Origin of the sequence: Paenibacillus sp. FSL H8-0315, from assembly GCF_038005365.1 — a bacterium.
GTDB classification, from domain to species: Bacteria; Bacillota; Bacilli; order Paenibacillales; family Paenibacillaceae; genus Paenibacillus_AQ; species Paenibacillus_AQ odorifer.
The window spans coordinates 2,128,477-2,151,240 of sequence record NZ_JBBOTA010000001.1 but is presented as its reverse complement, the minus strand read 5'-3'; the positions used below and the strand labels follow the sequence as shown (position 1 = coordinate 2,151,240).

Sequence of the window (22,764 nt, the reverse complement as noted above, 5' to 3'; positions counted from 1 at the left end):
CGGAAGCGATGTTGCGAGTCACAGGAGCGACCATTTTCAAAGAGAGTTTTACTGCGAAGGATAGAACTTAGCGCAAAGTTTGTAAATTTTTTAAGGAGGTGAATGGCTGCTCCAGGCCCCTCGTTAGGGAGCGCCGAAACGCCATGGCTGACAAAGCTACAATCGTCCTCTTTTCACATGTATCCAATACACGCAGTATTACGGGAGCGGAGAAGCTATTGTTGTTTTTCGCTCAGGAGCTTTCTCCGTACTTTAATTGTATTCTCGTTGCGCCTCAGGACGGCAAGCTGACTTCTCAGGCTCGAAGCTGTGGAATAAGTGTACAGTTGCTTTCGATTCCTCTTTTATATGGAATGTACACTCCTTATGCAGGGTTGGAGGCAGATGCTCAGAAATTCCAGGAAAGCAGGGAGTATCACGAATTAACAGACTGGCTGAATTCCCTGCGCCCGGCGTTTGTTATTACAAGTACCTGTGTGCATGCTCTGCCAGCAATGGCTGCAAAGTCACTGGGCATTCCGGTGATATGGAAAATATCAGAGACGATAACAGACAATGAATATACACCTATTAGTGTAGGGCTGATTCATCGGAATAGTGATGAGATACTAGCTATTTCACAAACAGCTGCAGCTTGCTTTCCAGAGGACGTGAGAGCGGAAAAAGTGATCCAGCTGCCTCCCTCTTGGAATGATAAAGAGATGATGATTGAGGCTTGGAGCAAGCTTCGGAGCGAACGGCGGCGGGAATTGCGGGTTAAACCGCATGAACAGCTGATCGGTTATATTTCTTCTTTTATCAACAAAGAAAAAGGTCTAGAACATTTTGTGAAAATGGCTGTGCTTGTGCACGCGGTTCATCCAACCTCGAAATTTGTTGTCATTGGGTCAGCTGGCGATAAAAGCTACTATGAGCGCTGTGTCCGCAAGGTGAAGCTTGAGGGACTGTACACCCGGTTTAAATTTGTTGGTTATGCTGAATGTCTTCCATCTGCCTATTGCGCCATGGATGTGCTAGTGGTTCCTAGTCTGATCCGCGAAGGCTTCGGTATGACTGCTTTGGAAGGAATGGCTTTTGGAAAGCCCGTGATCGCTTACGACTCTGGGGGCTTGCGGGAAATTCTGCACGCAGCGGGCTGCGGCGAAAATCTCGTGCCAGCATCGGACATTTCCGCGCTGGCAGAAAGAGTCAACGTCATGCTGGCGCAGCCGGGATTGGCGTTGACTCTAGGCAGTCAAGCGCGGGAGCGCGTCGACGCCGTCTATGGTCCGGCGGCTTATCGGAGCCGCCTGCAGGGTCTTGCGGAGATGTGGAACCTCCGCTATTGCAGCGCACCTGCGGTGCGCGAGGCTGACAGCGTGGTGGTGGTGGAACCACCTGCTGTCCAGCCTGATTTACCCGCAGCGTCGCCGGCTTTGCCGCCGCGAAGCAAGGGCCTGCCAAGCCGCGTCGCCCGCAAGCGGCGCGGCAAAGCCCGGGCGCGCCGGCGAAGCGGGCGCCCGTTGGTTTTGCGCCGCGTTGCTCGCAAGCGGCGTAAAGGTCCTGCCCGGCGGCGCAGCACCGCCGGGGGCAAGCGCCGCCGGGCCCGCCGCGGTGGACGGCGGCGCGCGGCGTAAATGCCTCGATTGCAGCGAAGCGGCAAGCTAAGCGCAAAGAGAGGCATATATGCCCTCGAATGCGTCGAATTCGGCAAGCTGAGCGCAAAGAGAGGCATATATGCCCTCGAATGCGTCGAATTCGGCAAGCTGAGCGCAAAGAGAGGCATATCTGCCCTCGAATACGTCGAATTCAGCTAGCTGAGCGCAAAGAGAGGCAAAAATGCCCTTCATTGAGCTCATTCCAGCAACCGGAGCCCAATGAGCGGTATAAATCCCGCTAAATGAGCTCATTCCAGCAACCGGAGCCCAATGAGCGGTATAATTCCCGCTTATTGATCTCAATCCAGCAACCAGAGCCAAATGAACGGTATAAATCCCGCTAAAAAGAGCTCATTCCAGCAACTTGAGCCCAATGAGCGGTATAAATCCCGCTAAATGAGCTCATTCCAGCAACTTGAGCCAAATGAACGGTACATTTCCCGCTCAATGTCTCAATCCAGCAACCAGAGCACAGTCCGCTGACTGAGCCAAGTCAGACCATAATTAAACAGGCAGGGGAGTGAACTCATGAAGATCATGACGATTTTAGGCACGAGGCCTGAAATCATTCGCCTCAGTGTAATCATTCCGCTTCTCGACGAACATGCTGAGCGGCACATCCTGGTGCATACAGGCCAGAACTTCACCGCCAGTCTCAGCGGCATTTTCTTTGCTGAGCTGGGACTGCGGGCACCGGATTATGTGCTGCAGGATAAACAAGCAGGACTAGGCGGCCAGCTTGCCGCCATGTTCGGAGGGTTAGAAAGTATTTTACTAAAAGAACAGCCAGATCGCGTTTTGCTTCTGGGCGATACGAACAGCGCGTTATGTGCGATTTTGGCTGAACGTATGGGAATTCCGGTGGTGCATATGGAAGCGGGCAACCGCTGCTATGACCTCCAAGTACCAGAAGAGAAAAACCGCCGTGTCATCGACGCCGTTTCGACCATTAATATGCCTTATACGCAGCAGAGCAAAAGACATCTAATCAGCGAAGGTTTCCCCAGCAGGCGTATCGTGTTAACAGGAAATCCGATCCATGAGGTCATGACCCATTTTGAGCACAAAATCCAGACTAGCGACATTCTGGAACAGCTGAAGCTTACCTCAGGACAGTATTTCCTAGTCACGGCCCACCGTGCTGAGAATGTAGATGATCCAGAGTCCCTTGTACAAATTATGTCGGGTCTTAACGCAGTGGCTGAGCATTTTGGAATTCGTTTAATATGCAGCATTCATCCTCGCACTCGCTCCAAACTTACTGAGCAATTTTCCCTTCCAATGAACCCACTAGTTGAATTTCATGAACCTTTCGGATTTTTTGATTTTGTCTATTTGGAACAGCACGCCTTATGTGCCATCACCGACAGCGGGACTGTACAGGAGGAATGCTGCTTGATGAAAGTGCCAACAGTTACGATTCGCAGAACGACGGAACGTCCAGAAACAGTGGATTGTGGCAGCAATGTAGTCTCAGGTGTAGATCAGAAAAGTATTCTGCGCAGCGTCAAGCTGATGACGGCGCTCAATCGGGATTGGGAGGCACCGGAAGGATACATGACTCCGGATGTTTCGGTCAAGGTAGTTAAATTCTTGCTTGGAGGGAACCTGCATGTTCAATAATAAAAGGATTGTGGTCACAGGCGGAACTGGTTCCTGGGGGCATGAGCTGATTAGGCAACTTCTGCCACAAAATCCTAAGGAAATCATCGTATTCTCCCGCAGTGAATCCGCTCAAGTGGCGATGAGCCGGGAGTTTGAAGATCAACGTCTCAGCTTTATCATTGGCGATATCCGTGACAAGGATGCGCTGATTGCAGCCTGCCGTGGCGTTGATTATATCTTTCATCTGGCGGCGCTCAAACATGTTCCAGTCTGTGAAGATCAGCCTTATGAAGCACTCAAAACCAATGTAGTGGGAACTCAAAATGTGATCGAAGCTGCCATTGTAAATGGCGTTGAGAAAGCAATTTACATCTCTACCGATAAGGCTGCGAACCCATCCAACTTCTATGGAATGACCAAAGCGATCGGGGAGAAATTGTTCGTTTATGCCAATCTGATTGGCTCAAACACCCGGTTCGTTACTGTACGCGGAGGTAATGTGCTCGGAACGAACGGCAGCGTAGTGCATTTGTTCATGAAGCAGATTAAAGATAAGGGTCAGGTACGCATTACGGATATGAAAATGACCCGCTTCTTTTTTACCCTACGCGATGCTATTACGTTATTATTTAAAGCTTCTGAGGTTAGCTTGGGTGGAGAAATCTTCGTCATGACTATGCCTACCTGCCGAATTATCGATCTTGCTGAGGTGCTGATTGAGGCTTCCGGAGAGTCCAATGTGAGTATTGTTGAGACCGGGATTCGTCCGGGGGAGAAAATCCACGAGATTCTGATGAGCGATTTCGAAAGCTTAACTACCGTTGTCTACGATGAACAGTATCTAGTAATTCTCCCTACGCTGAACATGCCGGAATTAAAGGCACATTATAGCGCTTATCCTCATGTCTCTTTCAATAGCTTCAGTTCAGAGACGAATCTGATGGATCGGGAAGAGATCAAAAGCATCTTGATCCGGGGAGGGTTCCTGCAATGAAGCTGCTTATCCTAGGTGGAAACGGTATGGCGGGGCATATGCTGGCGGATTATTTTCGCCGCCAGGGCAAGCATCACGTCTTCCATACAACCCGGGATAAGAGCGATCTTGGCGGGCTGTATGTAGATGCGAACGATATAGCCGGAGTTGAGAAGCTGGTCGATATCGTTTCCCCTCATTGCATTATCAATGCAATGGGGGTTCTCAATCAATTCGCGGAGCGTGACAAAATTGGGGCTTACCACGTGAATGGCTTTCTCCCTCATCACTTGTGGCGAAAGGCGGAGGATGTTCAGGCAAGGCTCATTCATATCAGTACCGACTGCGTGTTCGAAGGAACACGCGGAGGGTACACCGAAGAGGATGCTCCTGATGGAACCTCTGTATATGCAATTTCGAAAAGTCTCGGTGAGGTGCAAAAACCCGGGCATCTTACGATTCGCACTTCCATTATTGGTCCCGAAATCCGCTCAGGCGGTATTGGTCTGATGGATTGGTTCCTGGCGCAGAGTGGTAAAGTTTCAGGATACCGGCGGGTGATGTGGAACGGGGTCACAACGCTCCAATTAGCCAAAGCAGTGGATGTAATGCTGGATTCCCCCGTATCGGGGCTAATCCATTTAGCGCATCCAGAGCCGGTAAGTAAATATGAGCTGCTTCAGCATATTCAGGTGGCTTTTCATAAAGAAAATGTGGAGATCATCCCTGAGGATGAACATATTCAGGATCGTACACTAGTGAATACAAGAGCGGATGTCCTCTTGCCGCTGCCTTCATATCCTTTAATGCTGCAGGAACTGGCTGACTGGATGAAACAGTCAGAGATGTATTTATGACAGGTCAAAGACTTCTGATTACCGGAGCCGGTGGATTTACCGGGCAACATGCCGTTCGATTATTTTCGGCAGGAGGGGCTGAGGTTATCGCTGTATTGCGGCCGCAATCGACAGCTGCCTCCACTCTTTTTCCAGAAGGAGTAAAGATATATATTTGTGATTTAAGTGACCGGAAAGCAGTAGCTGAGATGATCAAGCAAACTACACCGGACGCTGTCCTTCATTTGGCTGGGAAGAACTCCGTACCCGAGTCATGGCTTAATCCCTTGCTTTATATGGAGACCAATGTGATGGCCACCTTATATTTACTGGAGGCTATGCGAAGCCTGCCGAGCAGTCGGATTCTAGTGGCTGGCTCCAGACTTAAGTTCAAACCGGGTGTGGTGGCTGGGCCACCACACCCGTACAGTCTTAGCAAAACAATAGAAGAGCTGGTGTCCCTCGCTTGGGGCACCTTATTTAAACAGCCGGTTATGCTGGCTGAGCCCTGTAATCTGATTGGTCCCGGTCCTTCCACCGGCTTCTGCTCTTTATTAGCACAGCACATTGTCCGAAGTGAAGGCCAGCCAGAAGAGGAAATACCTCCATTTAAGCTCTCTTCTCGTTATGCGCTGCGTGATTTTTTAGATGTAAGAGATGCCGTTAGAGCTTATGATTACATTTTGCGTAAAGGTACAAATGGAACCATCTATCGCATCGATTCGGGGAAGCAGCGGGAACTCGGGGAGATCGCGGAGCAGTTGCTCAGTCATTCTGTAGGTCCAGTGCCAATGGACTGGGGACCTGCAGATGCTGAACGGGCTATTTCAGAGATCGCAGCCACAGCGGATAAGAAGGTTCATTCAGAAGCATCAACCCCTGAGGCTGATGTGACTTCACTGGGCTGGCTTCCGGAAATTGGGCTTAAGCAATCGTTAATGGATATTTTGAATTATTACCGAGTTAGCGGGGAGGGGAGGTTGTTATGAGACCGAAGGTTTCGGTAGTGATTCCTTTTTATAATTGTCCTTATATTGAGCACGCCCTGCAAAGTGCGTTCTCCCAGTCTTGGGAACCTTACGAAATCATTGTTGTCGATGACGGCTCGCATGCCCATAGCAATCTAATTACACCGTATCTTTCCCGAATTCATTATTTGGGCAAAGGCAATGGGGGAACCGCCTCCGCACTGAATCACGGCATATTGAATGCAACGGGGGACTATGTGGTCTGGCTTAGCTCGGATGATTTATTTTATCGGGATAAGATCAACAATCAGGTTCTGTTCATGGAGCAGAACCACTTGTTAATCTCCTATACCAACTTTAATTATATTAACGCTCAATCGCAGCTGGTTCAGCTGAATGCTGCGCCATTGTTTCCTAGTCACTTGGATTACTTACGTTGTTTTTTACACGGTAATCCCATTAATGGCTGTACGGTGATGTTTAAACGAGAGGTGTTTGGAGCCATCGGACTTTTTGATGAATCACTTCCTTACACCCATGATTATGACTTATGGTTCCGCGCCATTCTGAACGGATATCCACCGGTGATGTTGAATCAATCCCTCACAGCTTACCGGACGCATGAGGGCATGGGAACGATCAAATATTTTGATGTAATTATGGCAGAGGCAGCTGCGACCAATGCCCGCTACAAGAATTCGCTGCAGCACTTGATTTCTTCTATGGGGGGCTGAAGGTAATGTACCGGGAAATTGAAGTGAATGACTTTCTGCCAGTCTTACTGGAACAGTTGAAATTCTGCCAGAGTATTCTGGATATCGGCAGCGGCACCGGTACCCTGCTTGAACGATATGAAGCCGCAGTAGTGCTTGGATTAGAAATTCACAGGCCGTACCTGCTGCATCGTCAATATAAGTCACCTCATATTATTCCGGTACATGCAGATGCCAGTCATATGGATAAATTATTCCTCCCCAAAACATTTTCAGCGGTTACCTTTATTGATTCAATAGAGCACTTTAATAAAAATGAAGCGAAGACTCTGCTAGGGATGGCCGAAAGAATCGCCAATAACCGAGTAGTTGTATTTACCCCTCGGGGCTTTTTTCCACAGGAGGGTATGGATCATTATCATTTGCAGGGAGAGCATTATCAAAAGCATCGGAGCGGGTGGGAGCCGGAGGATTTTATTGCACTTGGGTATGAGGTAACGGTACTGAAAGGTTTCCATCATGCCCAAAACCCATCGTTTCGTGAAGCATTCGGGGAGAGCCATGCACCAGTAGATGCCCTGCTTGCTTGTAAAACAGTATAAAAGTTGAGCTCCGGGTGAAGGAGGTGAGTGCGTATGAGTGAAGAACCTAAAGTATCGGTGATCATCCCATTTTATAACTGTTCGTATGTGGATCTCGCCATCCAAAGTGTCTTGGATCAAAGCTATCCGAATATAGAACTTATTGTAGTCGATGACGGTTCTACCCTATGGCTGGAGAAGTTGGCCCCCTTTCGTGACAGAATCATTTATATACAAAAGAGTAATGGAGGGACGGCTTCTGCTTTGAACAAAGGGATAGAAGTGGCTACCGGAACGTATTTTGCCTGGCTCAGTGCAGATGATCAATTTCACCCGGATAAAATCAAAAACCAAATAGAAAAGCTCAAAAGTACGGGTACTTTGTTTAACTATACAGCTTATTATTATATAAATGAGCAGGGAGAACGGATCTCAGATACGGTAAGTATGCTTTTTAGCAGCAGAGCCCATTTTATTGAGACTATGATGTTGGGTTGTCCGGTGAATGGGAGTACAGTTCTTCTTCATATGGATATATTTCGTGCTGTAGGAACGTTCGATGAAATGTTGTTATATACTCAAGACTATGATTTATGGCTGCGTATTTTACCGCATTTTAGCTGGTCTTATATTGAGTATCCGCAGCTTGATTATCGAGTGCATCAAGAGATGGGCTCAGTGATTTATAGTGAGGCGCAGAAAAGAGAGATAGAACAGGTACAAGCAAACCATCATGGGGTTCTATCGCATCTGCTGCTAAAGGAGAGAGGGGAATGAAATTAATATTTCCTGTTCTAACTCTATCTAGGGGCGGAGCACAACGGATGCTGGCAGAACTGGCTAATCGTCTGTCAGAGATCGGTCATGAAATTACGATCCTCTTGCCCAGCGATGGTGTCGTTGAATACGAGATAAATTGTGAATTGCGTTATGCGGCAGATGGTGATTTGTCGGCCAGCGATTTTCCAGTGGGGGACGTGATTGTCTCCAACTTTTATACCACAGTCGAGGTATCGCAGCAGGCAAGTAATGAGGGAAAAGGGATTCATATTCGTTTAGCGCTTTGCTACGAGCCCACTTTTTTACCTGACAATAGCCGTTCTTTTGCATCCTATAGTTTAACCAGCAATCTGCTTGTACTATCCCGTTGGCAGCAAGAAATCGTCCAGATGAATCATGGGATTAAGGGGACAATCGTGCCCATTGGTGTGAATCCTGTTTTTAGAAATTTGAACATTCGTGAACCTGAAAATAAGCTTGTAGTTTCCGCGGTTATGCGAAAGCCAGAGGGTGGATTCTCAGGCCATCGTGAACAAGACTATTTGCTTGAACAGTTAAATCGGGTCAGAAGACTTCATCCAGAAGTTGAACTTTATTTGATCATTCCTCCTGGTGAATTTGCTGAGTCGACTACCCTGCAAACTTTATTAGCGGACGAACGATATCATATAAGGACTCCTGCAAATGATACTGAGCTTTGTTACCATTATAGTGAGAGCGATATTTTTGTAAGCTCAAGTACGTATGATACGGGATCGCTACCAGGCATCGAGGCTATGCGTTGTGGAGCAGCGCTCGTTACTGTTTACTCCGGTGGAAATATGGAATATGGCAGGCATGGCCATAACTGCTTAATGTCCTACCGGTTTGAGAATCGGCTCGCGGATGATATCATAACCTTAATTAAAGACCCGGATTTACGCCAGCGGCTGGCTCGTAAGGGGGAGCAGGATTCACAGCATTTCACTTGGGAAAAAAGCACACAATTGTTTCAGAATGCACTGTTTGAGATCGTAGCGAGGAACTCTTAATAATATGTCCTTAAAATATAAAAAACCTTCAATACCACGTAAGAAGTGGCTTGAAGGTTTTTTTGCATGATATCGGTTAGAAGATGGCATAGGAATTCATCATTTCACGAAAAGATTGCGCATACTTCTCGGTTCCGAAGCGTGAGACCATATATCCTCTTCCTTGCTGGCGGAGACCCTCTCGCAGAGGAATATTGTTCATAAGCTCCAGTCCTTCGTTGACGGCAGTTGGAATATTGCCAAGCGGGTAAAATTTACCCGTGACATTATGAACAATAAAGGATCTGACACCATCGGAATCTGTACTAAGTACTGGACAAGTGCAGCAAATCGCTTCGGCAACAGCATATCCAAATCCTTCTGTAATGGAGGTAGCTAACAGGAATCCACCCGAATTAGCGATCGAGGAATAATAAATGGGCATTACATGATTAGGAATATTGGTAAAAGTACTTAGACGATCATTCAGTCCTAGGGCGCGTAGCTCCTCCTGAAAGGATTGTTTCTGATCCTCTGCGGCTAAATTAGGATCATGGAACATCCACAAATGAATATCTGGTTTATAAAGGCGAATTTCATGGGCGATTCTCAAATATTCCCGCCAATTTTTATTGCTCTCTAGCCGGCCTACCCAAGCGATAACCGGATTAGCGGGAGGTTCAGCAGGGATATGCTGAAAGGACTGGACATCAACAATATTCGGAATTACATAACGATGCAGCCAGGGACAGATTTCAATAAACAGCTCCAATAAATGATCGGTTGGCGGGATTAGTACCGCATTACAATAAGAACGTAAATAAGGGACGGCATCTCTGATCAGAGTTTCCGCATGACTGCGTTTTCCAAGGCCTTGAGATTCGTATATCATAATACCGCGGTAACCAAGTTCACGCAGACGTTTCAGTAATAAATAATCAGATGTAACAATAATGGCATCGTAATTATGGGTCTCCAGCAAATTTTTAATTTCTTCATCTGAAGATGAGACAAATACCGGAAAATTGGTCGTATTCTGGCCTGAACCCGGCATTAGATATAAAACATGGCATTCGATCCCACTTCGCTGGAGACTTTCACATCGCAGCTTATTTAATGTCTCCACCCCGCCACTCGGTACATAAAACGTAAATAGAACTTTCATGCACAAGCCTCCTGACTTTTGCGGAGTAATACCGACTTGTTGAGATATGGCTTACTGTTTATAAGATACGCCGATCTGCACTCGCGGGTGACGGTCAAAGCGGCATAGTTCCAAATCCTTTCAGGATAGCTTGTTCTTCAGAAGGTCATCCTAACGATCGTACACTGCACACATACAACATTAGAGATGGAGGATGAATTCATGTTGCGATCCAAGATCAGTATGTCAGTCTCAGCTGCATTGCTTCTCGGCTTGGTGAGTATTACAGGGTGTGGAACCAATACGGCAGAAAAATCGAATGTGCAAACCAATAGTGTCCGGGGAGTAAATGATGGGCGTATTGGTGTGAATTCCGTACGCGGTGGCACGCATAACATCACTAAGATGGAAGTTAGTCAGGAGCTTGCAGACCGGATTGCTGCAATGCCTGAAGTCCGCTCAGCGAATGTAATGCTTGCAGGAAAAAGCGCGTATGTAGCAGTAACTTTAAATGATGCAACTGCTGGCCTGCGTGCCAAAGGGACTCCATCGTATCGGGCAAAATCCTCAACCACTCCTCACAATTACGGACCGACAGGCGTAATGTCTGGTACAGGAAGAGTGAAAATTGGCCGTGATGGAATGAATGATACTGGAGCCGTAACCAATGGTATGAACGGAGCCTTAAAAGGTACTGTAAATACAGTTCCTGGTACAACAAGTACTGGACCGGCAACCAGAAATGGAATCAATGGCATGGGTAATTTGGGAGCGGATATGTTGGGAACAGGAACAGGTACAGGTACTATGGGAACAGGTACGACAAGAAACCATACTTATAATAATGGTCCTCTGCTGAACAGCAATGGCTCGAAACATGATGTAGATATGGGGATGGGAAAAGGTATGGGAACTGGAATGGGAATGGGCATGCGCAGTACCACTCCTAGTATCCATGATACGAATTACAGAAGTAATTCGACGCATATGTACAACACCAATAGCACGAATAACACAAATAACACCATAAATACAAGAGAAACAGAAACAGTTACCAAAGCAATTAAAGATAAAATTGCTGCGGAAGTTAAAAAACATGATGCGAGAATTAAGGATGTATACGTATCAGCAAATCCTGACTTCGTGGAACGCGCCAATGTTTATGCTGAAGAGGCTCGTGCCGGTCATCCGATAAAAGGATTTGTGGATGAATTCCGCACCATGGTTGAACGAATTTTCCCAACTCGTAATTATTAATGATTTTTGTGATCTAAATAAAAAAGCAACAATCTCACCATCTGGAGAGAATTGTTGCTTTTTTGTTTGGAGCTAATTTTATTAAGTGGTGATTGGACGTCCGCCGATCCATACGCCGCGAATATTAAATTCAGCATCAAGGCGTAGGATATCGCCGCGTTTTCCAGCCTCCAAGGAGCCAATGCTTCGTTCCATTCCAATGGACGCCGCTGGCGTAAGGCTTGCAGCGCGGGAGGCCTCTTCCAAGGTGAGTCCTACCTCTTGGATCAGATAACGGAAGCCGCGAATCATCGTTAGTGTGCTTCCAGCTAGAGCAGCGGGATTATCTTTAAGGGTAGCGATGCCATCTTGAACGAGTACAGGTAAATCACCGATTGTATATTCACCATCACTAAGTCCAGTTGCAGACATGGCATCAGTAATCAGTAATAAATTGTTCTCTTTCTTGAGACGGGTCAATATAGAAATGGCTGCGGGATGAACATGAATCCCGTCGGCTATAATCTCTGCGCGAATGCGCTTATCGAACAAAATAGCTCCAGCCGCTCCAGGCTTACGGTGATGTAGGGGTGTCATCGCATTGAACATATGCACGGCTTGGTTAAGTCCAGCATCTGCTGCGGCAATAACCTCTTCAAAGGAGGCATCCGTATGCCCGAGCGCTGCAGTTATACCGTGCTTGCGCAGCCAGAGAATAGCTTCGAGGGCACCTTCACGTTCCGGAGCAAGCGTGACTTGCCGGATCATTCCTGGATAATCGTTCTCCCATTGTGCTAGCCACTCAATATTGGCAGGAACAATATGCTCTGGATTTTGTGCGCCGGACCATTTCGGGCTGATGAAGGGTCCTTCCAAATGCATGCCTGCGATTTGTGTGTAAGGCATTTCAGCAGCGCGATAAGCGCTGACTTCGGAGAATACTTGGTCAATAGCAGACTTGGAAGCGGTCATGGTTGTAGCCAGCATTGTTGTTGTTCCTTGGGAACTATGGAACTTAGTGATGGCATTCAGCGATTCAGTATCACTGTACATAAAGTCGTGGCCAGCTCCACCATGAACATGTACATCTACAAATCCGGGGATCAGAAGATCCGTTGCTTGACCACTGGCAGGCCAATGCGCGTAACGCTCTGGAAGCCAAGCCGCATCTCCAGCATAGTGGATCTGCTCTCCAGATACGGCAATCACACCGTGCTCAATTAAACCTTGGGGAGTCAGTACCTTACCGAACAGCAACTGTTCTAGTTCTTTATTTATTTCAGCCATTTGCCTGCTCCTTCATCTACGAGAACGATTACATTTGGATGGCTCTGCAGCAAAGATGCAGGGCATTGGGTTGTAATCGGGCCTTCAACAGCATTGCGGATGGCTTCAGCTTTGCCGGCACCACGAACTAATAAGAGGATTTGGCGTGCTTTTAGGATGCCTCCAATGCCCATTGTGATCGCTTGCCGAGGGACCTCATCCAAACTGTCAAAGAATCTAGCATTTGCTTCCCGGGTATCTTCAAGCAGGTCGACGACATGGGTTTTGCTGCTGAGGTTAGCATCGGGTTCGTTGAATCCAATGTGGCCGTTGCTGCCAATACCGAGAATCTGCAAGTCAACGGGTCCGTTTTCTTCCAGCATTTTATCGTATGCAAGGCATTCTGCTTCCATATCCGCTGCGTTTCCGTCAGGGATATGTGTCTGTCCTGGATCAATATCTATATGGTTAAATAATTGCTCGTTCATGAAACTGCGATAGCTCTGTGGATGGTCGACAGGCAAGCCGATATACTCATCCAGATTAAAGGAAGTTGCTTTAGAGAAACTCACAAGTCCTTTTTGGTGCATTTCAACCAATTTGGCATAAACCCCAACAGGGGAGCTTCCAGTCGCAAGACCGAGCACGGCTTTAGGATTGCTTTGCAGCAGGCTGGCGATAAGATTCGCACCCGTTTGTACGAAATCTTCATCACTATGGAACTTTAGAATATTCATTAGGATTGTCCTCCTCGTTTGTTTCGGTATTGTTGGACATTGAGATAAGATTGCTCCAGTCTAGGAATAAAATCCCCAAAACGGGTGCTGACCATTCCAGTGAACAAAATATCAATGATGTGAAGCTGAGCTATGCGTGAGGCCATGTCTCCCCGCCGCATGCCTTTCTCCAAAGATGAGGAGAATAGGGGGATATCCGCCAGAGTAGCCAAGGTGCTGCTGCCATAAGAGGTTAGTGCGATAGTGCTTGCTCCGCTAGCCTTCGCACACATCAAGGCATCAATGGTCTCGGGAGTCTCTCCCGAATAGGATACTGCAAATACGACATCACCTTCGGAGAGTGATGAAGCAGAGGTAATCTGCATATGGGAATCAGCAAAAGCAGTACAATTTACGCCTATGCGGATCAGCTTCTGATAGAAATCCTGAGCGACAATGGAAGAGGTCGCCATCCCGTATAGATCAACGCGGCGTGCTTGGCACAATAAATGAACTGCTGCCTGCAATCGCTCCAGATCTAACAGTGAGGTAGTATCCCGGATGGAGGTCAGATGGTTCGTCTGCATCGCTTCCACAATCACGGAGAGTGGGTTGCCGGCTACAATATCTTGATAAGAAGAGCCACCATCCTGCGGCGCGGCATCACTATGAGCAATTTCTGCTGCCAGCTTCACCTTGAAATCCGGAAAGCCTTTAAAATGAAGCACCTTACAGAAACGTGTGATCGTTGCCGGGCTTATTCCGCATTGTTCTGCTAATTCTGTAATGCCCATATGAACGATTTCGCCTGGTGAGGAGAGAATTCGTTCAGCCAGCTTTCGTTCCATTTGAGAGAGCTTGGCCTTCTCATGCTCGAGTGCATGCAGTATTGGGGACATCCATTCATCCACCTCGTTTCAATGGGGTATTGAAATTATTTTTATGATTATTAACTAAATGCAGAAAATTATTTTCATATTTAGGATAAAACAAATTCCATTCGGAAGCAAGGGATAAAAATGAATACTAAAGGGGAATATGCAAAAATAAAAAACGGTCTACTCGCAGAAGGCTGCAAAGTGGACCGTTAAAATGATGTAATTACTGAGATATAAGATGAAAAGGATACTATACTGTATTGCGTTCTATAATACGGTACTCAAGCTTGCGATGAACGGGTTGTCCATCATTTCGCTGGATCTGATCATAGATAATCCGAAAAGCGGATATGCCCATTTCAGTTAACTGATTATCTACAGTGGTCAGACCTAACGTTCGGCCGATAGGCTGATCATCAAATCCAATGACGGCCAAATCCTCAGGAATGCGGATACCCTTTTTCCAAGCTTCGATGATTAAACCAGCCGCTATATGATCGCCTGCTGAAATAATCAGGGCATCAGGACGATTCTTCATCTGCAGCAGTTGGTGAAGTACGCGGGCACCGTCCTCTTCGGTCAGACAGTTATAGATCATCCATTCATCATTGTAAGGCTGATCTGTAGCTTCTAGAAAGTCTCTAAAGGCAATTTGGCGGATAGAGCTGCTGCTGCCGTGTGGTCTTCCTTCACAGTAGCCAATATGGCGGTAACCTTTATCATTCAAATATTGAAGGCCACTGCGAAAAGCAGAATAATGCTCAATATATACAGAAGAAAATTGGCGTTCTCCCCTATCCTGACATACCACAATAGGACCATAAGCTGTATATTCTTCAATAGCTTCTGAGCTCATTGTTGAAGAGACCATAACTACACCGTCAATTTCTTTGTTCCGCAGCATCTCAAGCACCTTAATTTCTTCTTCCGTACGATAATCGGTTTGGCAGAGAACGAGCCGGTATTGAGCCAGCAGTGCTTCTTGAGCCAAGCCTGCAATAATGACTGAGAAATAAAATAAGTTGGTATACGGAATAATAACAGCTATAGCTTGAGTCCGCCCAGTGATCAGATGCACGGCGTTCATATTACGCGTGTAGTTTAATTTTTCAATAGTATTTAGGACTGCGGTTCGTTTGACTTCACTTACATAAGGGTGATTATTGAGCACCCGCGAGACTGTTGTCACAGAAACACCAGCCATACGGGCAATTTCTTTAATATTAGCCATTAGAGTACAACAGCCTCCCTTTTGTGCTTGTGTATAGTCATTTTATTTTATCATATTGTCCGCAAATTACCTCCCAAATAAAAAGCTTGCTATGGAATCCATTTCATAAATTAGACTGTAAATGCAAGAGATTACCGGACTAAACCGGCGTAACCACAAGGGCGTGACGGACCGGTATATCTATTGTATTAATAAAACTAAGCTGTTCGTGAAGCCTTTTGCGATCTGTTCCGAAGCAGCTCCCACACAATAAACAGCAGGACAAGCAGCTGTGGAAGCAAGGTTTCCCAAGTTGGATACATGCCAAGCCAGTTAATTGAAGGCAAGCCCTCTTGTACATGTGCAGGAAGTTTGCCGGCGACCTGAAGCGAGTGAATGCTCTCCCCAAGAAAGCGGAATACTAGGTAATAAATCAGAATTGTAGCTGTACGGAAGAAGGCGGCAATCGGCAATTTTGCACTCAAGGCAATAATTGCATAACCTACAATACCAAGAATAATCAGAGCACATCCAATCCCAAGCAGTAATTGAGACAGCTTGATGGATGGAGCCATGCCTACATAAAAGATTGTAGTCTCTGCACCTTCACGTAAAATCGCAAGCGCTGCAACAGAGGACAGTGACCAAAGGTTTCCTTTGGCCAGCGCGCCATCAACTTGCCTACCCACGTAGTTGTTCCAATTTGCAGTGTTTGATTTGCTATGTAACCAGCGTCCGATTGTGAGCATCATAACTACTGCGACAAGACCAGTAATTCCTTCAATCATCTCCCGTGCTCCCCCGGAAGCTGCCCGAGAAATGGTATAAGTGAGCACAACAGCCAATCCGATACTTGCGATGAGGCCGACAGCTGCACCGGACCAGATCCATTTTTGCGCTTTGGCGTTCCCATCACGTTTCAGGTAAGCAAGAAGAGCTGACAAGACGAGAATAGCCTCAAGCCCTTCGCGCAAGAGAATCAAAGCGGCATCCCAAGCATTATAAGTGGTTTCACCAGCCAAAGGCGTTAGTTCGCTAAGCATATTGTTCATGATGGTTAAAGCTTGATCCAGTTTAGGCGGATTTGAGAGCAGGTAACCTGTGACAGCCGCACTCTCATTTTCGATATTGTTGTAGACTGTTGGTGAGGCGATCTGGACTTGCCCTTCGGCAGAAGGCCAGGCTACGATGAATTGCTCCATGATGTTAGCGGCTTCTGTGCTGTTATTGTCTTTGGCAGCGGAGGATGCTTTGTTCAGGTAGCTGATTAATCCCTCTATAGAAGCTGGTTCACTGGAAGTATCCCCAGCGTCAATGGTTTTGCCTTCACTGTAATCAGCCAGCAGTTGATACAGAGCTTCTGCTTCCGATTTCGCCGATGCCTCGCGAAGCGGTTCAGCCTGCAGCGCAATCCGCAGCAGGCTTATTCGCGTCTCCAGCAGGCTGTAGACGGTGGAATCGTCCGCCCGGATGTTGCGCTCCGCCGGCTTCCATCCGCTGACGATGTCGCGGTACGCTGCCGCTGCCGCGCTCCAGTCGGCGCTGCGCGCCGCATCCCGCGTGCGTTCCGCCGCGGGCAAAAGCTTCGCCGCCGTCTCGCGTCCGGCGGCTCCGGTGTCACCGCCGACCGTGCCGGAGGCGGCGGTGACGTACGCGTCCACGCTTCTCGCGAGCGTGGACAGTGCGGTTTTGGCGGGCTCGCCGCCGCCCGCCGCAAGGGCTTTCGCCGCGTCTGCAAGCGCGGCGTCAACGGCAGCAGCCGGACCGGCGAGTGCCGGGTCCGGCGTGCCTGTGTTCGCGGTGCGCCACAGCGCAGCGAACACTTCTACATCGGCCGCGGCCGCGTCCCAGCGGCTCTGGCCGGCTTCGACGAGTGCGCTGCCGACCGGCGGCAGGAGCTCGTCGACCGTGCCATCGCCCTCCGCCCCCGCGGGGCTGGAGAGCAAAAGCATACACAAAAAGCCAAACAGAATCAGCAAGGCAACCTTTGGCATTTGCCGTTTAGGATGCGTAAGAGATAACATCGGGATAATCCCCCTTCAATAATGGACAGCCATAAATTTAGCTTAGTAGTGTTTCCCCGATAAAGCCGCCTCTGCGGACACCGGGGAAGCAGGCAAATACAGCGCTGCCGGTGTGAGTCATATATTCGTTCAGGAGATCAGTCTTAGAGAGGCGCTGCTGAATGGCAACGAATTGTTTCATTAAATCACGTTGAAAGCTAATGAATAACAAACCTGCATCAAGCTGGCCCGTGGTGACGTCCAAACCGCTGGAAAAAGAATAGGAGCGGCGCAGCATTTTGACTGTACCGTCACCATGCGCCAATGCGGAATGTGAATTCACCGGAATGACAGGTTTCCCGGAAGCGTCCGCAGCTGAAAGATCCAGATCATCGAATTCATCCTTAGCTCCGAGTGGAGCTCCGGTGTGACGATAACGCCCGAAGGTAGCCTCCTGATCTCTTAGCGACGACCGATCCCAGACTTCAATACGCAGACGTACCCGGCGTACCGCCATATAAGTGCCGCCGCTCATCCAAGAAGGACCGTCACTGCTGCTGTTCCAGACCACTTTGTTCATTTCAGCGTTATCGGTTGTATCGGGATTGCCCGTGCCGTCTTTGAAACCCAAAAGATTGCGTGGCGTAGCCCCCTTGGGATCCGCTGCTCCAGTGCGTTGAAAACCTTCCTGTGTCCAGCGCAGTACAGCAGTCCCCCGGGCGATACGCGCCAGATTACGGATCGCATGGAATGCGACCTGCAGATCATCCGCACAGGCTTGCACACAAATATCCCCGCCACACCATTTCGGATCAAGATTGTCACCCGCAAATGCCGGAAGATCGGTCAATAGGGCTGGGCGTTTCGAAGCTAAGCCGAATCTTTCATCAAAAAAGGAAGGGCCAACACCAAAGGTCAGCGTACACCGTGCAGGGTTTAGCCCGTCCGCTTCCCCGGTGTCTGAGGGTGGAAGATTGGGGTTGTCATTTACGTCACCAATAAGCTCGCCAGTAGTAAGAGCGGCAGCGGCAGTGGTCCATGCTTGCATTAGTTTTTTCACATCGGCCAGTTTGGTTGTGGTGAAATCAAAGGCAGCAAAATAAATAAAGTTCTGTGCAGGTGTCAAAATCCCTGCCTGATGGCTCCCATAAAAAGGAATGGAACTGGAATCACCTTCTGCGGATTTCGTTGGCTCAGCTACAGCATTACGCGCAGCCATAATTCCACCGACACCTCCGCCCCCTAACAAAAGACCAAGGCCAGTGGCGCCAGTAAGCCGCAGCATATCGCGGCGGCTTAATTTTTTACCAAATATAGGCTCATTCTTCGATTGATCATTAAGAGGGGGACTTTCAGGATTACCTGGTACTCCAGTGAACTTGTTATGTTTATTCATGAGGGTCACACTCCTAGAATAGTTCCCATATTGGACAATGGCTCAGCCAAGGCGTCCAAATTCTGACTCAGTTTACGTACTTCATCTTCTTTCAGCTCTTCATAGGAAACATATCCATCTCCGGATTTGAAAGGGGCAAGCTCAGCTTGCAAGGCAGCGAATCGTTCACCAATGGTTTTTTCAAGATCGGCATCTTTTTTAGCTAGTTCTGGTTTTAACAGCTCGTATATCTTTTGCGCACCCTCAACGTTTGCGACGAAATCATACAGGTCTGTGTGCGAGTAACGTTCTTCCTCTCCGGTTACTTTTGAGGAGGAGACCTCATTTAAAAGCTCAACAGCACCAGTTACGAGCAGATTCGCGTTGATCTCAACGGTCTCAACTTTCGCACGCAGCAGCTGTGCATCCTTCAGCAATTGGTCAGCAACTTCTGTCATGTCTTTAGTTGTATTGTCCTGCCAGAGTGCTTTCTCAAGCTTGTGGAAACCGCGCCATTCTGCCGCATCTACATCATTTTCCCGGGCATCGATATTTGGGTCCAAGTCACCAAGTGCTTCTGCAATAGGCTCAATCCGTTCGTAGTACATGCGGGCAGGAGCGTAGAGCGCCTTAGCCTCATCAATCTTGTCCTCTTTTACAGCGTTGGTGAAACTCTCTGTTTGCTTCACAAATTCATCACATTGCTGGATGACGTATGTGCGATATTGATCTATAGCTGACGTGAAGTCAGCGGTGGCAGTCTCCGGTGTGTTGGTAGCCGCAGCAGTCGTCGGTGCGTTGGTGGCTGTAGTGCTGTTGGCAACAGTATTTGTAGAATGGTTGTTATTGGCACATCCAGTGAACAGTATGGAGGCCGCAAGTAGACTTGCAGGCACAGCATAAGTAAATTTCATTAAAAAAACACCCCTTTTTTTATATCTAAATGATAATCGTTATCAATTATGCTGGACTTATCATAAGTCCGTATACAATTACTGTCAATATAAAAATGTGATGTATCTCATTGTAATAATTGCACGACAAAAAACTCCCAGGGTTGGGAGTATAGTTTGTAGCAATGTATCCGATTACAATTGAAAAAGCAGAATAGTAACCGACCCGGCGAACTTTTGTGCATACGTAGTAACTAAAGGACCCAGATGACACTAAATGCAGCATTATTTGATATTTGAGCCGCTATCGGACCGCATAGTCGCTATTGGCTTGAAAAGTACCGAATATGAGCCTGTTTCTAAGGAATAGCGTCACTGGAGTCCCAAACTTCGCTCAAAAGGCGATAAATTTGTTAATAAAGCCATCTGGGTCCGAAAGCCTCAGTAGGGGCTGATGAATACACTATTGAAGCGGGTAGCCGACCTGGCGAACCATTGCGTGCACGCAGTAGTAACCGCCCCAGCAAACTTTTGCGCATACGCAGTAACTAAAGGACTCAGATGACACTACATGCAGCATTATTTGATATTTGAGTCGCTATCGGACCGCATAGTCGCTATTGGCTTGAAAAGTACCCTATATGAGCCTGTTTCTAAGGAATAGCGTCACTGGAGTCCGAAACTTCGCTCAAAAGGCGATAAATTTGTTAATAACGCCATCTGGGTCCGAAAGCCTCAGTAGGGGCTGATGAATACACTATTGGAGCGGGCAGCCGAACCGGCGAACCATTACGCGCACGCAGCAGTAACCTACCTAGCGAACCAGTGTGTTTATGCAGCAGTAAAGCCCCAGCGAACCTTTGCGCGCACGCAGCAGTAACGGCCCCGGCGAACCATTGCGCGACGCAGCAGTAACCGCCCCAGCAAACTTTTGCGCATACGCAGTAACTAAAGGACTCAGATGACACTACATGCAGCATTATTCGATATTTGAGTCGCTATCGGACCGCATAGTCGCTATTGGTTTGAAAAGTACCCTATATGAGCCTGTTTCTAAGGAATAGCGTCACTGGAGTCCGAAACTTCGCTCAAAAGGCGATAAATTTGTTAATAACGCCATCTGGGTCCGAAAGCCTCAGTTGGGGCTGGTGAATACACTATTGGAGCGGGCAGCCAACAGCCTACAACATAAAGCAGCGATTCCCATTAATGGCGAATCGCTGTTCTAAGTCGTTTACGATTTTTAAATGAAGCGAACCGTCTCATTTATAGTTAATTAAGCTGTTAATGCGACAGTTCCATTCTTTGAAGGTTTGATCTGCTTAAGAATAAGATCAAGGCGTCATCCGCTTTTTATCGTTCATTATGGGATTCATGATCTGCAGAGGGTTGGTTTTCGAACACTTCTGCAGCTTCCTCTGCAGAAAATTCAGGTTCGAATTTACCTACGAGTGGTAATTTGTTTAATTTCGTTGTTTGTACTTCTGCTTTGGTAGGTTGATTGTTTTTTGAATGGCTCATACATACACCTCCTTTAATAAGGAACAACAAACCGTAGTTTGCCCTGAAAAAAGATGTTCTTATTCATGAAAATTTCAGACTTTTGCATTTGAATGAACTAAGCCCATTTTATAATTGTGACAGCACCATTAACATCAACAATACATAATATGTTTTGACTGTATCCCTTTACCTTGTTATACCAAACAAACCCAGGGCAAGGAGGGGTGACACCATTGAAGGGGAACGAACACCACAGCAAATTTCTGTTGACTCATCGTGAGCGCGAAGTTTTTGAGCTTCTCGTGCAGGACAAAACGACTCGTGATATCGCTGGCTTATTATTTATCAGCGAAAAAACAGTTCGAAACCACATTTCCAATGTAATGCAAAAACTAAACGTTAAAGGCCGTTCACAAGCGGTTGTCGAGCTGATCAAGCTTGGGGAGCTGAAAATATAGCTGGCCATGTCTTCGGAAGTGACGCGTTTAAGCCTTCTTTTGCCCTTCGGGGCAAAGGAAGGTTTTTTGTTTACTCACCAAAACAACTGAAGAGTGAGTTAGATCACCGTATGATTTTTATGACATGATAAATTAGAGCTATTAAGGTAGTTCAGGAGGATCTGTTATGACCAGATATGAACAACAAAGAAATTTTCTGAAATCCAATTTTCATGAATTCAAACATATCAAAACAGATAAGATCAAGGGAATTGCACAACCGCCAATTGTTAAGCCATTTGATTCAGATGCACTAATTATTGATTTGCCTAAGGTCAGCAAAGACGTTGTGAGTAAAGATAATATTTTTGATTGTATAGATCAAAGAAGAAGTACACGGTTCTATTCTGAGGATACTGTGAGTCTGGAGGAGTTATCCTATTTATTATGGGCTACCCAAGGGATTAGCGGCATGAGTAAGAACGGACTTACGCTGCGGACTGTACCCTGCAGTGGGGCGACGCACACCTTTGAAACCTATTTAATGATTATGCGTGTAGAGGGCATTGGGCAAGGGATCTACAGATATCTGCCTGTGGAACATAAGCTCTTATTTATGTTTGAATTAGATCAACTTGAACAAAAGATTGATGCTATTACTTTGGATCAGCCCTTTGTCCCTAACTTTGCCAAAAAGGCTTCTGTATTGTTTGCCTGGAGTACCACACCCTACCGCTCCGAATGGAAGTATGATATTTCTGCTCACAAAAAAATCCTCATCGATGTTGGACATGTCTGCCAGAACCTTTATTTAGCCAGCGAATCCATCGGTGCAGGTGCTTGTGCAATTGGAATCTATGATCAAAAGTTGATAGATGAGATTTTAGAATTAGACGGTGATGAAGAGTTTGTTATCTATCTTGGGGCAGTTGGGAAGAAACGAGAGTAGCTATGAAGGCTAGATGCAGCTTCAGAAGTGAGACATATAAGCCTTTTTCAC

At 47.2% G+C, this 22,764-nt stretch carries 22 protein-coding genes; 12 read left to right on the top strand and 10 right to left on the bottom strand.

Features of this window, described 5'->3' with window-relative positions; genetic code table 11:
• The first annotated feature begins 143 nt into the window (after positions 1 to 143).
• Positions 144 to 1,616, top strand: a complete 1,473-nt coding sequence (locus tag MHB56_RS09290; protein ID WP_341143511.1) for a glycosyltransferase — start codon at positions 144 to 146, stop codon at positions 1,614 to 1,616.
• 27 nt (positions 1,617 to 1,643) lie between these two features.
• Here the strand turns inward: MHB56_RS09290 and MHB56_RS09285 are convergent, their stop codons facing one another.
• Positions 1,644 to 1,940 carry a hypothetical protein gene (locus tag MHB56_RS09285; protein WP_341143510.1) on the bottom strand — a complete coding sequence of 99 codons (297 nt, stop codon included), beginning with the start codon at positions 1,938 to 1,940 and terminating at the stop codon, positions 1,644 to 1,646.
• Positions 1,941 to 2,165: 225 nt separating this feature from the next.
• On the opposite strand from MHB56_RS09285, the gene wecB reads away from it, so the two are divergent.
• The 8 genes from wecB to MHB56_RS09245 are packed head-to-tail and all read left to right on the top strand — an operon-like array spanning position 2,166 to position 9,124.
• Positions 2,166 to 3,260 (top strand): non-hydrolyzing UDP-N-acetylglucosamine 2-epimerase, encoded by a 1,095-nt coding sequence (gene wecB, locus MHB56_RS09280; RefSeq protein WP_076103696.1) that lies wholly within the window; start codon positions 2,166 to 2,168, stop codon positions 3,258 to 3,260.
• Positions 3,250 to 4,236 (top strand): polysaccharide biosynthesis protein, encoded by a 987-nt coding sequence (locus tag MHB56_RS09275; RefSeq protein WP_036679704.1) that lies wholly within the window; start codon positions 3,250 to 3,252, stop codon positions 4,234 to 4,236. Before wecB ends, MHB56_RS09275 begins: the two co-directional genes overlap by 11 nt.
• Positions 4,233 to 5,072 carry a dTDP-4-dehydrorhamnose reductase family protein gene (locus MHB56_RS09270; protein WP_076195129.1) on the top strand — a complete coding sequence of 280 codons (840 nt, stop codon included), beginning with the start codon at positions 4,233 to 4,235 and terminating at the stop codon, positions 5,070 to 5,072. Before MHB56_RS09275 ends, MHB56_RS09270 begins: the two co-directional genes overlap by 4 nt.
• On the top strand, positions 5,069 to 6,040 hold the full coding sequence (locus MHB56_RS09265; protein WP_076195131.1) for an NAD-dependent epimerase/dehydratase family protein: 972 nt from the start codon (positions 5,069 to 5,071) through the stop codon (positions 6,038 to 6,040). Before MHB56_RS09270 ends, MHB56_RS09265 begins: the two co-directional genes overlap by 4 nt.
• Positions 6,037 to 6,753 (top strand): glycosyltransferase, encoded by a 717-nt coding sequence (locus MHB56_RS09260; RefSeq protein WP_076130428.1) that lies wholly within the window; start codon positions 6,037 to 6,039, stop codon positions 6,751 to 6,753. The genes MHB56_RS09265 and MHB56_RS09260 overlap by 4 nt, the downstream gene beginning before the upstream one ends.
• A gap of 5 nt (positions 6,754 to 6,758) precedes the next feature.
• The gene (locus MHB56_RS09255; RefSeq protein ID WP_076130427.1) at positions 6,759 to 7,334 is read left to right on the top strand and encodes a class I SAM-dependent methyltransferase; all 576 of its coding nucleotides are present in this window, start codon (positions 6,759 to 6,761) and stop codon (positions 7,332 to 7,334) included.
• Between the two features lie 33 nt (positions 7,335 to 7,367).
• Positions 7,368 to 8,090: a glycosyltransferase family 2 protein gene (locus MHB56_RS09250; RefSeq protein WP_076141520.1), complete on the top strand. Its 723-nt coding sequence runs from the start codon at positions 7,368 to 7,370 to the stop codon at positions 8,088 to 8,090.
• Complete coding sequence (locus MHB56_RS09245; RefSeq protein WP_076141521.1) at positions 8,087 to 9,124, top strand: glycosyltransferase family 4 protein; 1,038 nt, start codon at positions 8,087 to 8,089, stop codon at positions 9,122 to 9,124. The genes MHB56_RS09250 and MHB56_RS09245 overlap by 4 nt, the downstream gene beginning before the upstream one ends.
• Before the next feature lie 76 nt (positions 9,125 to 9,200).
• Here MHB56_RS09245 and MHB56_RS09240 read toward each other — a convergent pair whose 3' ends face one another.
• Entirely contained in the window at positions 9,201 to 10,268 is a 1,068-nt protein-coding gene (locus MHB56_RS09240; RefSeq protein ID WP_076195135.1) for a glycosyltransferase family 4 protein, read from the bottom strand.
• A 201-nt stretch (positions 10,269 to 10,469) separates the two neighbouring features.
• On the opposite strand from MHB56_RS09240, the gene MHB56_RS09235 reads away from it, so the two are divergent.
• Positions 10,470 to 11,504 carry a YhcN/YlaJ family sporulation lipoprotein gene (locus tag MHB56_RS09235; protein ID WP_341143509.1) on the top strand — a complete coding sequence of 345 codons (1,035 nt, stop codon included), beginning with the start codon at positions 10,470 to 10,472 and terminating at the stop codon, positions 11,502 to 11,504.
• A gap of 81 nt (positions 11,505 to 11,585) precedes the next feature.
• Here the strand turns inward: MHB56_RS09235 and nagA are convergent, their stop codons facing one another.
• The 8 genes from nagA to MHB56_RS09195 form a co-directional block, all read right to left on the bottom strand.
• Entirely contained in the window at positions 11,586 to 12,770 is a 1,185-nt protein-coding gene (gene nagA / locus MHB56_RS09230; protein WP_076130422.1) for an N-acetylglucosamine-6-phosphate deacetylase, read from the bottom strand.
• Positions 12,758 to 13,486, bottom strand: coding sequence for a glucosamine-6-phosphate deaminase (gene nagB / locus MHB56_RS09225; RefSeq protein WP_341143508.1), 729 nt, complete (start codon positions 13,484 to 13,486; stop codon positions 12,758 to 12,760). The genes nagA and nagB overlap by 13 nt, the downstream gene beginning before the upstream one ends.
• A complete protein-coding gene (locus tag MHB56_RS09220; RefSeq protein WP_076219325.1) occupies positions 13,486 to 14,364 on the bottom strand; it encodes a MurR/RpiR family transcriptional regulator in 879 nt (292 codons plus the stop codon). The genes nagB and MHB56_RS09220 overlap by 1 nt, the downstream gene beginning before the upstream one ends.
• Before the next feature lie 229 nt (positions 14,365 to 14,593).
• Complete coding sequence (locus MHB56_RS09215) at positions 14,594 to 15,574, bottom strand: LacI family DNA-binding transcriptional regulator (protein WP_076130419.1); 981 nt, start codon at positions 15,572 to 15,574, stop codon at positions 14,594 to 14,596.
• Between the two features lie 197 nt (positions 15,575 to 15,771).
• The gene (locus MHB56_RS09210; RefSeq protein WP_341143507.1) at positions 15,772 to 17,376 is read right to left on the bottom strand and encodes an FTR1 family iron permease; all 1,605 of its coding nucleotides are present in this window, start codon (positions 17,374 to 17,376) and stop codon (positions 15,772 to 15,774) included.
• Positions 17,377 to 17,614: 238 nt separating this feature from the next.
• Positions 17,615 to 18,952 carry an iron uptake transporter deferrochelatase/peroxidase subunit gene (gene efeB / locus MHB56_RS09205; RefSeq protein ID WP_341143506.1) on the bottom strand — a complete coding sequence of 446 codons (1,338 nt, stop codon included), beginning with the start codon at positions 18,950 to 18,952 and terminating at the stop codon, positions 17,615 to 17,617.
• 5 nt (positions 18,953 to 18,957) lie between these two features.
• Positions 18,958 to 19,845, bottom strand: a complete 888-nt coding sequence (gene efeO / locus MHB56_RS09200) for an iron uptake system protein EfeO (RefSeq protein ID WP_341143505.1) — start codon at positions 19,843 to 19,845, stop codon at positions 18,958 to 18,960.
• 1,332 nt (positions 19,846 to 21,177) lie between these two features.
• Positions 21,178 to 21,345: a hypothetical protein gene (locus MHB56_RS09195; protein WP_169744806.1), complete on the bottom strand. Its 168-nt coding sequence runs from the start codon at positions 21,343 to 21,345 to the stop codon at positions 21,178 to 21,180.
• A 215-nt stretch (positions 21,346 to 21,560) separates the two neighbouring features.
• On the opposite strand from MHB56_RS09195, the gene MHB56_RS09190 reads away from it, so the two are divergent.
• Both MHB56_RS09190 and MHB56_RS09185 read left to right on the top strand, forming a co-directional pair.
• Positions 21,561 to 21,785 carry a helix-turn-helix domain-containing protein gene (locus MHB56_RS09190; protein WP_019908812.1) on the top strand — a complete coding sequence of 75 codons (225 nt, stop codon included), beginning with the start codon at positions 21,561 to 21,563 and terminating at the stop codon, positions 21,783 to 21,785.
• Between the two features lie 166 nt (positions 21,786 to 21,951).
• Positions 21,952 to 22,713 (top strand): SagB/ThcOx family dehydrogenase, encoded by a 762-nt coding sequence (locus tag MHB56_RS09185; protein ID WP_341143504.1) that lies wholly within the window; start codon positions 21,952 to 21,954, stop codon positions 22,711 to 22,713.
• Positions 22,714 to 22,764: the final 51 nt, after the last annotated feature.